The organism is Stenotrophomonas sp. PA-6-5C (genome assembly GCF_021605635.1).
GTDB classification, from domain to species: Bacteria; Pseudomonadota; Gammaproteobacteria; order Xanthomonadales; family Xanthomonadaceae; genus Stenotrophomonas; species Stenotrophomonas lactitubi.
In genome coordinates this window covers 1-12,957 of record NZ_WKEE01000086.1, presented here as the reverse complement: position 1 = coordinate 12,957, position 12,957 = coordinate 1, and the positions used below count along the sequence as shown (strand labels likewise).

The 12,957-nt window shown below is 66.9% G+C and carries 14 protein-coding genes; 5 read left to right on the top strand and 9 right to left on the bottom strand.

Annotation, left to right across the window (positions count from 1 at the left end):
* Positions 1-218: 218 nt before the first annotated feature.
* Positions 219-1,307: a DNA polymerase IV gene (dinB, locus tag GIW57_RS22730; protein WP_236512982.1), complete on the bottom strand. Its 1,089-nt coding sequence runs from the start codon at positions 1,305-1,307 to the stop codon at positions 219-221.
* A 191-nt stretch (positions 1,308-1,498) separates the two neighbouring features.
* Between dinB and fabA the strand changes: the two genes are divergently transcribed.
* A complete protein-coding gene (gene fabA, locus GIW57_RS22725) occupies positions 1,499-2,014 on the top strand; it encodes a 3-hydroxyacyl-[acyl-carrier-protein] dehydratase FabA (RefSeq protein WP_236512980.1) in 516 nt (171 codons plus the stop codon).
* Positions 2,014-3,222 (top strand): beta-ketoacyl-ACP synthase I, encoded by a 1,209-nt coding sequence (gene fabB / locus GIW57_RS22720; protein WP_089238458.1) that lies wholly within the window; start codon positions 2,014-2,016, stop codon positions 3,220-3,222. Before fabA ends, fabB begins: the two co-directional genes overlap by 1 nt.
* A 98-nt stretch (positions 3,223-3,320) precedes the next feature.
* On the opposite strand, the gene GIW57_RS22715 is transcribed toward fabB, so the two are convergent.
* Genes GIW57_RS22715 through GIW57_RS22705 form a run of 3 tightly spaced genes read right to left on the bottom strand, consistent with a single transcriptional unit; the run spans position 3,321 to position 5,769 of the window.
* A complete protein-coding gene (locus tag GIW57_RS22715; RefSeq protein ID WP_100462789.1) occupies positions 3,321-4,004 on the bottom strand; it encodes an HAD family phosphatase in 684 nt (227 codons plus the stop codon).
* The gene (locus tag GIW57_RS22710) at positions 4,001-4,702 is read right to left on the bottom strand and encodes a pseudouridine synthase (RefSeq protein ID WP_100462788.1); all 702 of its coding nucleotides are present in this window, start codon (positions 4,700-4,702) and stop codon (positions 4,001-4,003) included. Before GIW57_RS22710 ends, GIW57_RS22715 begins: the two co-directional genes overlap by 4 nt.
* On the bottom strand, positions 4,699-5,769 hold the full coding sequence (locus GIW57_RS22705; protein WP_236512978.1) for a class I SAM-dependent methyltransferase: 1,071 nt from the start codon (positions 5,767-5,769) through the stop codon (positions 4,699-4,701). The genes GIW57_RS22710 and GIW57_RS22705 overlap by 4 nt, the downstream gene beginning before the upstream one ends.
* 156 nt (positions 5,770-5,925) lie before the next feature.
* Here GIW57_RS22705 and GIW57_RS22700 point away from each other — a divergent pair, with 156 nt between their 5' ends.
* The gene (locus GIW57_RS22700) at positions 5,926-6,189 is read left to right on the top strand and encodes a hypothetical protein (protein WP_025878415.1); all 264 of its coding nucleotides are present in this window, start codon (positions 5,926-5,928) and stop codon (positions 6,187-6,189) included.
* Between the two features lie 75 nt (positions 6,190-6,264).
* On the opposite strand, the gene GIW57_RS22695 is transcribed toward GIW57_RS22700, so the two are convergent.
* Positions 6,265-6,567 (bottom strand): DUF3247 family protein, encoded by a 303-nt coding sequence (locus GIW57_RS22695; RefSeq protein ID WP_100462786.1) that lies wholly within the window; start codon positions 6,565-6,567, stop codon positions 6,265-6,267.
* A 51-nt stretch (positions 6,568-6,618) separates the two neighbouring features.
* On the bottom strand, positions 6,619-8,604 hold the full coding sequence (locus GIW57_RS22690; RefSeq protein WP_236512976.1) for an ATP-binding protein: 1,986 nt from the start codon (positions 8,602-8,604) through the stop codon (positions 6,619-6,621).
* Between the two features lie 248 nt (positions 8,605-8,852).
* Here GIW57_RS22690 and GIW57_RS22685 point away from each other — a divergent pair, with 248 nt between their 5' ends.
* Positions 8,853-9,419, top strand: coding sequence for a DUF3016 domain-containing protein (locus GIW57_RS22685; protein ID WP_236512975.1), 567 nt, complete (start codon positions 8,853-8,855; stop codon positions 9,417-9,419).
* A gap of 149 nt (positions 9,420-9,568) precedes the next feature.
* Here the strand turns inward: GIW57_RS22685 and alr are convergent, their stop codons facing one another.
* Together alr and GIW57_RS22675 are read right to left on the bottom strand one after the other, a co-directional pair.
* Positions 9,569-10,639, bottom strand: coding sequence for an alanine racemase (gene alr / locus GIW57_RS22680; RefSeq protein ID WP_230110310.1), 1,071 nt, complete (start codon positions 10,637-10,639; stop codon positions 9,569-9,571).
* Positions 10,618-11,922, bottom strand: coding sequence for a D-amino acid dehydrogenase (locus GIW57_RS22675; RefSeq protein ID WP_025878410.1), 1,305 nt, complete (start codon positions 11,920-11,922; stop codon positions 10,618-10,620). The genes alr and GIW57_RS22675 overlap by 22 nt, the downstream gene beginning before the upstream one ends.
* Positions 11,923-12,071: 149 nt before the next feature.
* Between GIW57_RS22675 and GIW57_RS22670 the strand changes: the two genes are divergently transcribed.
* The gene (locus GIW57_RS22670; RefSeq protein WP_089241164.1) at positions 12,072-12,551 is read left to right on the top strand and encodes an Lrp/AsnC ligand binding domain-containing protein; all 480 of its coding nucleotides are present in this window, start codon (positions 12,072-12,074) and stop codon (positions 12,549-12,551) included.
* A 57-nt stretch (positions 12,552-12,608) separates the two neighbouring features.
* Here the strand turns inward: GIW57_RS22670 and GIW57_RS22665 are convergent, their stop codons facing one another.
* A complete protein-coding gene (locus tag GIW57_RS22665; RefSeq protein WP_100462782.1) occupies positions 12,609-12,764 on the bottom strand; it encodes a lana protein in 156 nt (51 codons plus the stop codon).
* Between the last annotated feature and the right edge of the window lie 193 nt (positions 12,765-12,957).

The window sequence follows — 12,957 nt, the reverse complement described above, 5'->3', positions numbered from 1 at the left end:
GGGAACAGGCTCAAGCGGCCGCTTGACCCCACCGTCCAACTCTCGGGGGTCACTTCACCATGGGGGCTTGGCCGCGGCATCCATGCCGCGGACACCCCCGCAACCGGACCCACCCCGCCTTCGACAGATTTCCGCAATCTGTCTGGATGGCATGTCCTGCCCTTGGTAGGTGTCGACCTTGGTCGACACTTCGATCCACGTCATGCGTGGATGAACGATCAGGAATGATCGGTCGGGGTGTGCTCGAACAATTCGCCCTGCACCACCGGCTCCTTTTCGCGGAAACCGCCGAGGCCGACGCCGACCAGGCGGTAGCGGGTGTCGGCGGGCAGGTCGACGCGGGCGCGCAATGAAAGTGCGATGTCGCGCAGTTCTTCCATCGACTCGGGCGGGCGTTCCGGGGTGAAGCTGCGGGTAAGGAGGCGGAACTGCGCGGTCTTCAACTTCAACACCACGGTGTGGCCGATGCGTTCGGTCTTGCGCGTGGCATGCCAGGTCTTCCCGGCCAGCTGCACGATCGCTTCAGCCAGGTCCTCCAGCAACAGGTCCTCGGCGAAGGTGTCTTCGGAGGAGATCGACTGCACCTGCTGGTCAGGCTCCACCGGCCGCTCGTCGACACCGCGTGCGCGGTTGTACAGGCTGCGGCCGAAGCTGCCGAAGGCTTCTTCCAGGTCCGGCAGCGTCCACTGCCGCAGGTCGCCGCAGGTGACGATGCCGCGCGCCGCCAGCTTGCCTTCCATCACCTTGCCGACGCCGGGCACGCGGTTCACCGGCAGCGGCAGCAGGAACGCATCCACCCGCTGCGGCGGAATCACGAACTGGCCGTCAGGCTTGCGCCAGTCCGAGGCGATCTTGGCCAGGAACTTGTTCGGCGCGATCCCGGCTGAAGCAGTCAGCTGGGTTTCCTCACGGATCTGCGCACGGATGGTGCGGGCGATGTCGGTGGCCAGTTCGATGTCGCTCTTCGGCACCGTGACATCCAGATAGGCCTCATCCAGCGACAACGGCTCGACCAGGTCGGTATGGCGCAGGAAGATCTCGCGCACGTGGCGTGACACCGCCTTGTAACGTGCGAAGTCCGGCGGCACGAAGATCGCGTCCGGGCACAGGCGCTCGGCGCGCAGGGCCGGCATCGCCGAACGCACGCCGAACACGCGCGCCTCGTACGAGGCGGCGCACACCACTGAACGCGCGCCGCGCCATGCCACAACCACCGGCTTGCCGCGCAGTGACGGATCGTCGCGCTGCTCCACCGACGCGTAGAAGGCGTCCATGTCGACGTGGATGATCTTGCGCAGTGCGTTCATGGTTGGCCCACATGATACCTGCACCGTACCCGTCCAGACGCCGAAGTATGGTCGTTGTGCATCAACGGGATGCGTGGTTTCAGCTGAAAACACTACGCACGCGTACGGAGACGCGGTTTGATATCCGCCTGATCCGTCGTGCATCCTCGGGAACTCGTTGCCTTGTTTTCGCTTCCAGGATTGCGCTTTCCATGACTCGTCTCCACGCGTTCAACCGCGACCAGCTGCTGGCCAGCGCACGCGGTGAACTGTTCGGCGCTGCCGCCGGCCGGTTGCCCAACGACCCGATGCTGATGTTCGACCGCATCACCGAAATCCGCGAGGACGGCGGACCGCATGGCAAGGGCATGGTACGCGCCGAACTGGATATCCGCCCGGACCTGTGGTTCTTCGGCTGCCACTTCATCGGCGACCCGGTGATGCCCGGCTGCCTGGGCCTGGATGCCATGTGGCAGCTGACCGGCTTCTTCCTCACCTGGCTGGGTGCGCCCGGCAAGGGCCGCGCCCTGGGCTGCGGCGAAGTGAAGTTCACCGGCCAGGTGCTGCCAGACGCGAAGCTGGTGCGCTACGAGATCGACATCAGCCGCGTCATCAACCGCAAGCTGGAGATGGCCCAGTCCGACGCCCGCATGTACGTGGACGACCGCGAGATCTACAACGCCCGCGACCTGCGCGTGGGCCTGTTCACTGAAACGGGGAGCTTCTGATGCGTCGCGTCGTCATCACCGGCATGGGCATCACGTCCTGCCTCGGCAATGATCTGGATACCGTTTCGGCCGCCCTGCGCGAGAGCCGTGCGGGCATCACCGCGCTGGCCGACCACGCCGAAGCCGGCCTGCGCAGCCAGGTCGGCGGTCGCGTCGACCTCGACCTGGACGCATTGATCGACCGCAAGCAGAAGCGCTTCATGAGCGATGCCGCCGCCTTCGCCTACCTGGCGATGGCCGATGCCATCACCGATGCGGGCCTGACGCCGGAGCAGGTCAGTGGCCTGCGCACCGGCCTGATCGCCGGTTCCGGTGGCGGCTCCAGCGAATGGCAGGTGGGTGCGGTCGATCTGCTGCGCAGCCGCGGCGTGCGCAAGGTCGGTCCGTACATGGTGCCGCGCACGATGTGCTCGACCGTGTCGGCCTGCCTGGCCACCGCGTTCCAGATCAAGGGCGTCAGCTACTCGCTGTCGGCCGCCTGCGCGACCTCCGCACACTGCATCGGCGCGGCTGCCGATCTCATCCGCCACGGCGCGCAGGACATCATGTTCGCCGGCGGCGGTGAAGACCTGCACTGGTCGATGAGCGTGATGTTCGATGCGATGGGTGCACTGTCCACCAGCTTCAACGACACCCCCGCCAGCGCCTCGCGCCCGTATGACAAGGACCGCGATGGCTTCGTCATCGCCGGTGGTGGCGGCATGCTGGTGCTGGAGGATTACGACCACGCGGTGGCGCGTGGCGCGCACATCCATGCCGAGCTGATCGGCTATGGCGTGACCTCCGATGGTGCCGACATGGTCGCGCCGTCCGGTGAGGGCGCCGTGCGCTGCATGAAGATGGCGCTGCAGAATGTCGACCGTCCGCTGGATTACCTCAACACCCACGGCACCTCGACCCCGCTGGGCGATGTGACCGAGCTGGGTGCGATCCGCGAGGTGTTCGGTGATGCGATTCCGCCGCTGTCCTCGACCAAGGCGCTGTCGGGCCATTCGCTGGGCGCTGCCAGCGTGCATGAAGCGATCTACTGCCTGCTGATGATGCGCGACGGCTTCGTGGCCGGTTCGGCCAACATCGGCGAGCTGGACCCGAAGGTGGAAGGCTTCCCGATCCTGCGCGAAAGCCGCGAGCAGAAGCTGGACACGGTGATGTCCAACAGCTTCGGCTTCGGTGGCACCAACGCGGCGCTGGTATTCGGCAGGGTGTGATCGAAAAGCGTGCCAACCAAGGTTGGCACCCACCAGAGCGGTTGCCATGGATGTAGAGCCGAGCCCATGCTCGGCTCAGTGCCAACCAAGGTTGGCAGCTACCTTGGCAACAGCGGCAGCAGCAGTGCGTGCGCGTCCACCAGCGAACCGACGATGCGGTGGCCCAGCGCGCGCAGTTCTTCATCGGGATGCACCAGGTCCGGTACCTGGATCACGGTCATGCCGGCCGCCAGCGCGGCACGCGTGCCGGCAGGGGAATCCTCCAGCGCCAGGCAGCGTTCCGGTGCCTTGCCCAGCCGCTGCGCGGCCAGCAGGTAGATGTCCGGTGCCGGCTTGGCCCGCGCCACGTCACCACCGGCGATCACCGCATCGAAGTACGGGAGCAACCCGGTCGCCGCCAGCTTGCGGTTGGCCCGCGGCTGCCGTGTCGAGGTCGCCACCGCACGCGGCACCGCGTGCGACTTCAACAGCTCAAGCAGTTCCAGGATGCCCGGGCGCAGCGGCAACCCTGTCTGCGTGCGTTCCTCGTACAGATCATGGCAGCGCGCGGCCATCGCCTCGATCATGCTGTCTTCGATGCCCTGCTGGCGCAACAGCGCCTGGCTGTCGCGGTCACCAAGACCGACCATGCGCACGAAGAAGCTGGCATCCAGCGGCAGGCCGAACTCCTCCGCCGCTTCGCTCCAGCACGCAAGCGAGACACGCTCGCTGTCGATCATCAGGCCGTCCATGTCGAAGATGACGGCGTCAGGCAGGAACGGCAGCGCAGCGATGGAGGTCATGGAGCGAACAGCGTATCCAGGTCGGTGGAGGTCAGCAGCCGCCATTGCCCTTCGGCCAGTCCCTGCAGGTCCAGGCCACCAACACGGCTGCGGTGCAGTGCCTGCACGTGGTTGCCTGCGGCAGCGAACATGCGGCGTACCTGATGGTAGCGACCTTCGTGCAGTATCAGGCGCGCCTTGCGCGGCCCGAGCACCTGCAGTTCAGCGGGCAGCAGGGGCGTCTTCTCCGCTTCCAGCATCAGCGTACCGCTGGCAAACAGCGCTGCCTCGTCACCGCGCAGGTCTTCAGCCAGCTCCACTTCGTAGACCTTGGGCAGCTTCGACTTCGGCGAAATGATCCGGTGCAGCAGGTTGCCGTCGTCGGTCAGCAGCAGCAGGCCGCTGGTCTCGCGGTCCAGGCGGCCGACGGTGGACAGCACCGGGTCGCGGTCGCGGAAGCGCGGCGGCAGCAGGTCGTAGATCAGGCGGCCCTTGTCCTTGGTCGAACAGGTGTAGCCGGCCGGCTTGTACATCGCCAGCGACAGGCCCACCGGCGGGTCCAGCGGCTCGCCATCGACGCGCACCGCTTCATGCGGCACCTGGTCGTCGGCATACAGCACCTCGCCGTCAGCGTCGGTGACGCGCCCTTCGCGGAACATCCACTGCACCTGCTTGCGGCTGCCGTAGCCGAGGTTGGCGATGAGCTTGACCAGTTTCACCGGGCCTTCCCCTTGCCCTTCACTGCCTCGACCAGCTTGAAGCCATCGCGCTCGGCAACCACGCGCACCGCGCCGAAGCTCTCGTTGAGCGTGTACTCGTACGGCAGGTGGCGGTTGGCCACCACGTACAGGCGCCCGCCCGGGCGCAGCGCCTGCGCGGCTACGGCGATGAAGCGCTGGCCGATGTCCGGACGATCCGCACGCGAGGGCGTGTGGAACGGCGGGTTGCTGATGATGACGTCGTAGTCCGGCTCGATGCCGGCGGTGACATCGCGCCACAGGAAGCGCAGCGGCACCGGGCGCGGTGGCGGCGCGAGGTTGAGTTCGGCCAGGTCCAGCGCGCGCTTCTCGGCCTCGTACAGGTCCAGCGCGGTGATCTTCGGGCAGCGCTCCAGCAGCTCGCGCGACAGGTAGCCGTAACCGGCACCGAGGTCGGCCGCACGCCCGGCCAGGTCGGGCGGCAGATGTTCGGCCAGCAGCGCCGATGCCGGATCGATGCGGTCCCAGGCGAACACGCCCGGACGGCTGAGGAAGCGGCCGCCGACGATCGGCCGCACCGCGTCCAGGCTGCCCCAGCGCTTGGCTACCTCCGCATCGTGCTGGCCCTGCAGCGGCGCGGTCCAGAACACGCGGCAGTGGTTCTTGGTCAGGCTGCCGCCGAGGCCGGCCAACTGCTTGAGGTCGCCTTCGCCGGAGCGGGCGCCTTCGTTGTTGTGCTGGCAGGCCACGATGCGGCCACCCTCGGCGACCAGCGCCAGGGCGCGGGCGAACAGCGCGCGGGCTTCCTCGCGCTGGCGCGGCGGCAGCACCAGCACCAGCGGGTAACGGCCGCGGCCGGCAACATCATCCAGCTGGCCGCTGACGGTCCAGCCAGCGGCCTGCTGCAGCGGCTGCGCGAACGGAGCGAAGCTCTGCTCGCAGTCGACCTCACGGCCGCCGGCCTGCTCGCGCAGGGGCCAGCCGTCACGGGCGCGCAGGAAGGCCACCGGCCCCTCCGGCCAGCGCAGGGCGCCGCTGGAGAACGGCAGGAACAGGGTCTGCAGGGGGGCGTCGTCGCTGGATGCCATCGGCGCGGGTACTGGAAGCGTGAGGGCCGTCCATTGTACCGGCTTGTCCGGCCCGGCCCCGGCCGCCGCTTTGCGAAACTTCAACGTTGCCTTGATGCCGCAGCAACATGCCAGCGTTCAGGGTAGAAGCTCCCCCGCAACCCTTGGAGATCCTGCATGCGTGCCTTGTTCGTCGGAGGTGTTGTCGACAACAGTGAAATGGACCTGGAAGGCAGCCATCCCCCCGTGCATTACCCGGAGGACACCGGCGGTGGTCATTCCCGCTATCGCCTGCACCAGGTCGGCCATGGCGCCGATGGCAGCGTGGCCTACGCCGTCTATGGCGCGCCGGACCTGGCAGACGATGAAGTGACCCGGGTAGCCGAGGAGCGCGCCTATGCGCGCAGGTTCGAGGCGACGGCAACGCTGTTCGAGCATTGATAGGCCTGTAGCGCCCGAGCCCATGCTCGGGCGGCGGCGCAGCCGCGCGGACGGCAGCCGAGCATGGGCTCGGCTCTACATCGGATCAATGCGCCTCGGCGGCAGCTCGCGGATGCTGGCGATTTCATCCAGCCACACGTGATGCTGCTGCACCGGTGTATCGAGATCGTCCAGCCGCAGCTGGCCGTTGCTGCCTTCGTCGCCGGCCTCGTTGCGGTACTGCTGCAGCGTCGGCTGCACGGCCACGGTGCCCAGCAGGCGGCGGCCATCGTGCAAGGTCAGCTGTACTTCGGTTTCCCCGTGCAACTGCGGCAGCAGGGCTTCCAGGCGCGCGATCTGCGCGGCATCGGTATGGATCCGGGGAGCAATACGGGACATCGACAACCTCCTGCGTGCAGGCATGCAGGATCGCCGATTGGTCGTGAATGCTCAGTGCAGCAGGCTGGCCCCGCGCGTGGCCTGCACGCGCCGCACCACACCCACCAGCTGCGCCACCGAGTACGGCTTGGCCACATGCTCCTGGAAGCCCGAGGCCAACGCACGGCGACGGTCATCGGCACGCGCCAGCGCCGTCACCGCCACCGCTGGCAATGCCGCGGCATCCACGCCCAGGTCCTCGCGCAGCGTGCTTACCAGGCCATAGCCATCCATGCCCGGCATGCCGATGTCGGTCAGCAGCACGTGGTACTGCAGGTGGCCATTGTCGGCCAGCAGCGCCAGCGCCTCGCCCGCAGAGCTGGCCGCAGACACGCTGGCGCCCTGCTCTTCCAGCATGCGGCGCAGGTATTCCAGCACTTCAGGCTGGTCTTCCACCGCCAGCACATGCAGGCCGCGCAGCGGGTATGGCTCGACCACCATCGGTTCCAGGATCGGACCACTGACGACCTCACGCAGCGGACGCCGTTCGGCATCGGGCAGGTGCTGCGGCAAGCGCACGGTGAAGGTGGAACCGTGACCGTGGCCATCGCTGGCCGCACTGACCGTACCGCCGTGCAGCTCCACCAGCTGCTGCACGATCGCCAGGCCCAGGCCCAGACCGCCATGACGGCGGGTGGTGGTGCCGTCGGCTTGGCGGAAGCGGCTGAACAGGTGGTTCAGGAACTCCGGTGCGATGCCGTCGCCGGTATCGCGCACGGTGATCGTCCAATAGTTGCCATCGGCCTGCAGCTGCACGTCGATGCGGCCCTCGGCCGGGGTGAACTTGATCGCGTTGGACAGCAGGTTCCAGAACACCTGCTGCAGGCGGGTGGCATCGCCCAGCACCTGGCAGGCCTGCGGCGGCAACTGCAGGGTGACGTCCAGCGCCTTGCCCTCGGCCACCAGCTCCTGCGCGCCCATCGCTTCGTTCAACTGATCGCGCAGGTCCAGCACTTCCACTTCCAGCTGCACCTTGCCCAGCAGCATGCTGCTGAGATCGAGCATGTCCGAGATCAGCCGCTTCTGCGCGGTGGCACTGTTGGCGATCACGCCCAGACCCTTGTACAGCGGGCTGGTGGAATCCACGCGCTGCAGCAGCAGTTCGCTCCAGCCCAGGATCGTGGTCAGCGGCGTGCGCAGCTCATGCGACAGCGTGGCCAGGAATTCATCCTTCAGCCGCGCCATGTTCTCCGCGGCACTGCGTGCTGCGCGCTCGGACTGCAGCAGCTCCTCGCGCGCCAGTTCGATCTCGCGACGCTCGGTGACGTCCGGGCTGCTGCCGGCCAGACCGATGAAACGGCCCATCCGCGAGAAGCGCGGACGGGCGTTCATTTCCAGCCAGCGCCACTGCCCATCGGCGCGACGGGCGCGTACCAGGGCATGCATCGAACGCTGCGCTTTCAGTGCCTCCTGCAGTTCGTATTCGAACACCGACGCATCGTCGGGATGCACCAGGCCGCGCCAGACATCTTCCGGCACACGGTTCTCGTCACCGCCGAAGAACTCGCTGAAGGCACTGTTGACGAAGCGGGCGTGGCCGCGCTCGTCCAGCACCCACACCGGCATCGGCAAACCATCGGCCAGTGCACTGAAACGCGCCTCGCTCTCGCCCAGCTCCACTTCCATCTGCTTGCGCGCGGTCACATCGAAGAACAGCACGCCCACCAGGTCATCGCCCGGCCGGCCGACACGCACCGCATCCACCGCGAACGAGCGCCCGAGGGCACGGGCGTCCATCTCGAACTGCGCCGGTCGCCCGGTCCGCGCCACTTCGCCGTAGATCCGGAACCAGTCGCCTTCGTGCTGTGGCTCCAGCGCGCTCATGCGCTTGCCGCAGGCATCCTTCAGGCCGGTATGGCGCTCGAAGGCATCGTTGACCTCGAGGAAGCGGTAATCGATCGCCTCGTCGCCGTCGAACAGCACCTGGATCACACAGAAACCTGCGTGGATGCGCTCAAGCACGCCATGGTGCAGGTCGGGTTCGGGCGTCGGCACCATCAAGGGTGAGCGCTCCACGAGGGGCGGCAATGTGGACAAGGGCGTGGGGAGAAAGACCGGATGGAGGTACAGCATCTTCCAGAGCGCGTATTCACAGCGTCAAGCGCCGTCAGTCAGGGTTGACGACCATGAATTGGCGGCAACTGTTGACGCATTTGACGCTACTGACCATTGCTGCGGCCCTGCGGCAGGATCACACTCGAGCCGAGATCATCATCCTCCCCGCTTCGGGGACGCAGGAGACTGCCATGAAAGGTTCGCTTTCAACCGCCCTGCTGCTGGCCGGCATGCTTGCCGTGGGCAGCGTGGCCGCCGCGCCGCGGACGGTGACGGCGCCCGATGCACCGCGCGCGCTGCAGGCCGATGGCCCGGTCAGCGTGAAGTGGGAGGATCCGGCGAAATTCACCGAGATCCGCCAGACCAGCAACCGCTTCGAGGCTGAACGCGGTGACTGGGTGCAGCAGCTGGCGCGCTACGTACAGACCAGCGCCGCCAAGCCCCTGCAGGCCGGGCAGACGCTGGACGTGACCCTGGTCGATATCAAGCGCGCGGGCGACTACGAGCCGTGGCACGGCCCGCGTGGCAGCGATATCCGGATCATGCGCGACATCTACCCGCCGCGGATCACCCTGCAGTACACGCTGAAGGACGCCAGCGGGCGCATCATCGATGAAGGCGACGCCCGCCTGAGCGACAGCGGCTACCTGCACAACATCGGCCTGAAGAGCGATACCGATCCGCTGCGCTATGAGAAGCGCCTGATCGATGACTGGGTGAAGCGCCAGCTGACCTCGCGCGTTACCGCTGCCCGGTAGGTGTCGACCTTGGTCGACATGCATTCACAGCGCCGACCAAGGTCGGCAGCTACCAGAGCCGTGCGCAGCGCCTGATCGATCCGGTAGGTGTCGACCTTGGTCGACACGCATTCAAAGCGCCGACCAAGGTCGGCCGCTACCAGAGCCGGTCAATCCTGGTAGACGCGTGCCACGCGCTTGACGCCACACGGCAGCTGGTAGGCACTGACACCGCAGCGCGGGGCCAGCTCGGACAGCGTCGGCGCAGTGCCCCACAGCTCCACCACGCTGCCGACGCCTGCCTGCGCATGCGCGGTCAGGTCCACGGTCAGCATGTCCATCGACACCCGGCCGATCAGCCCACCGGGCTGGCCATCGATCAGCAGCGGGGTGCCATTGGGGGCGAACTGCGGATAGCCATCCGCATAACCCAGTGCGACCACGCCCACGCGTGTGCGTGCCTTGGCCACGAAACGCGCACCGTAGCCGACCGGCTCACCGGCCTCGATCCAGCGCTCGGCGATCACCTTGGACTGCATCGTCATCACCGGGCGCAGGCGCGCGGTCAGCTCGCTGTTGTCCGGCAGCGGGTTGGCGCCGTACAGCATCAGGCCCGGGCGCACCCAGTCACTGCGTACGTCGGGCCAGCCCAGCAGCGCCGGCGAATTGCAGACGCTGGTCTCGCCTTGCAGGCCTTCGATGGCCTCGACGAAGGTCGCGGCCTGCTCATGGGTACGCTCGCTGTCCAGCTCGTCGGCGCGCGCCAGGTGGGTCATCAGTACGATGCGCGCCACCTGCGGCAGTGCAGACAGACGTGCGTGCGCGGCGCGGAAACCGGCAACGTCCAGGCCAAGCCTGTGCATGCCACTGTCCAGCTTCAGCCACACCGTCAGCGGGCGTGGGCTGTCGAACGCGGCCAGCGCTTCCAGCTGCCACGGCGAACCGACCGAAAACCACAGGTCATGCTCGGCCACCAGCGCCATTTCGCTGGGCTCGAAGATCCCTTCAAGCAGCAGGATCGGTGCACGGATACCGGCCTGGCGCAGTTCCAGCGCCTCTTCAATCGTGGCCACACCGAAGCCGTCGGCCTCGCCTTCCAGTGCCTGTGCGCAGCGCACTGCACCGTGGCCATAGGCATCGGCCTTGATGATCGCCAGCGCCTTGCCACCGCCCAGTTCACGGGCCAGGCGGTAGTTGCTGCGCAGTGCGCCCAGATCGATCAGCGCGCGGGCAGGACGCATGTGCGGTTCTCATGTTGCGGGGCGTGGCGGTACTGGCCGTAGCGGAAGATATCCAGGCCTTCGGTGCTGATCTGCGGCTGGCGCGCGCTCATCAGGTCGGCCAGGTAGCGGCCCGAGCCGCAGGCCATGGTCCAGCCCAGCGTGCCGTGGCCGGTGTTGAGGAACAGGTTGCGGAACGGCGTAGCGCCGATCACTGGCGTGCCGTCCGGCGTGGCGGGGCGCAGGCCGGTCCAGAACTCGGCCTTGGCCAGGTCGCCGCCCTTCGGGTACAGATCGCGCACCACCAGCTCCAGCGTCTCACGGCGACGCGGCGACAGCGACAGGTCGAAGCCGGCCACTTCGGCCATGCCGCCGACGCGGATGCGGTTGTCGAAGCGGGTCACCGCAACCTTGTAGCTCTCATCGAGGATGGTCGAAGTGGGCGCCATCGCCGGGTCGGTGATCGGCAGGGTCAACGAGTAGCCCTTCAGCGGATACACCGGCAGGCGCATGCCCAGCGGCGCAACCAGCCCCGGCGAATAGCTGCCCAGCGCGACCACGAAGCGGTCCGCGGTTTCCAGCTTGCCGCCGATGCGTACGCCGGTGATGCGGTCGCCGTCGAATTCCACGCCGGTGATGTCCTGGTCGTAGCGGAACTCGACACCCGCTTCGGCCGCCATCTGCGCCAGGCGGCGGGTGAACAGCTGGCAATCGCCGGTCTGGTCGCGCGGCAGGCGCAGCGCGCCCACCAGGCCATCGACGTGGGCCAGCGCGGGCTCGGCCTTGATGATGCCGGCGCGATCCAGCACTTCGTACGGCACGCCGTACTGTGCCAGGATCTCGATGTCCTGCGCCGATGCATCCAGCTGCTGCTGGGTGCGGAACAACTGGGTGGTGCCCAGGTCGCGCCCTTCGAAATCGATGCCGATCTGCGCGCGCAGCTCGTTCAGGCAGTCGCGGCTGTACTCGGACATGCGCACCATGCGCGCCTTGTTGATCGCGTAGCGCTCGTGGGTGCAGTTGCGCAGCATCTGCCACAGCCAACGGTACTGGGCCAGGTCCATGCCCGGCTTGATCGCCAGCGGCGCGTGCTTTTCGAACAGCCAGCCGATGGCCTTCTTCGGCACGCCCGGAGCGGCCCACGGCGAGGTGTAGCCGAAGGACAGCTGGCCAGCATTGGCGAAGCTGGTTTCCAGCGCGGGACCGGGCTGGCGGTCGACGACCGTGACTTCAAACCCGGCCTGTCGCAGGTACCAGGCACTGGTGGTGCCGATCACGCCGCTGCCGAGAACTAGGACTCGCATGGAAATTCTCCAACCCGATCATTCCCTGCATTTGGGTGCGCAGGGGCCATAATCGGGGAAGTATATTCTTCCATTCCTAGGTGATTTGCCTGATTTTAGGAATACAGGCAGGATATTTTCCTCTGATTCATTCCCCAAGGTTGACGGCCATGACCACCCGCCCCCGCGAACTGGACAAGATCGACCGCAAGATCCTGCGCATCCTGCAGGGCGAAGGCCGCATTTCCTTCACCGAGCTGGGCGAACGGGTCGGTCTGTCGACCACCCCGTGCACCGAGCGCGTGCGCCGGCTGGAGCGCGAAGCGGTGATCACCGGCTATCACGCCCACCTGGATCCGTCGGCGCTGAAAGCCAGCCTGCTGGTGTTCGTGGAGATCAGCCTTGCCTACAAATCCGGTGACATCTTCGAGGAGTTCCGGCGGGCGGCGCTGAAGCTGCCCAACGTACTGGAATGCCATCTGGTGTCAGGCGATTTCGATTACCTGTTGAAGGCGCGGATCAGCGAGATGGCCTCCTATCGCAAGCTGCTTGGCAGCACCCTGCTGACCCTGCCGCATGTGCGTGAATCGAAGAGCTACATCGTGATGGAAGAGGTCAAGGAGACCTGGTCGCTGCCGATTCCCGATTGAATCGACCGGCGGCGGCGGGACCAGACCCCGTAGCACGGGCTCTGGCCCCTGGCTGCATCAGCGCTGCTGCGGGTTCTTCATGGAACCCTGTTGTGGATTCTTCTTCTGCTGCTCGTTCGGCTGCTGTTGCTGTTGCTGCTGCTGGCGCTGCTGGTCCTGCGGTGTTTTGCCCTGCTGTTCCTTGCCGGGATGACGGTTCTGCTGATTGGCCATGATCGTATTCCAAAGGGACGAGGGAAGCGCGACGGCGGGGATGCCGGCGCAGGTCCACCGTGGTCCTTGCGCGGTTAATCGCAGGCGAAAAACGGGTGATGCGGGGTGTGCAGGGCGGGGGCTGTTTTCCGGCGTTCATGTGGGTGGCGGGATTCCTGCCAACGGCTGAGCCCCTCGTGGCTGGGGCCGGGTG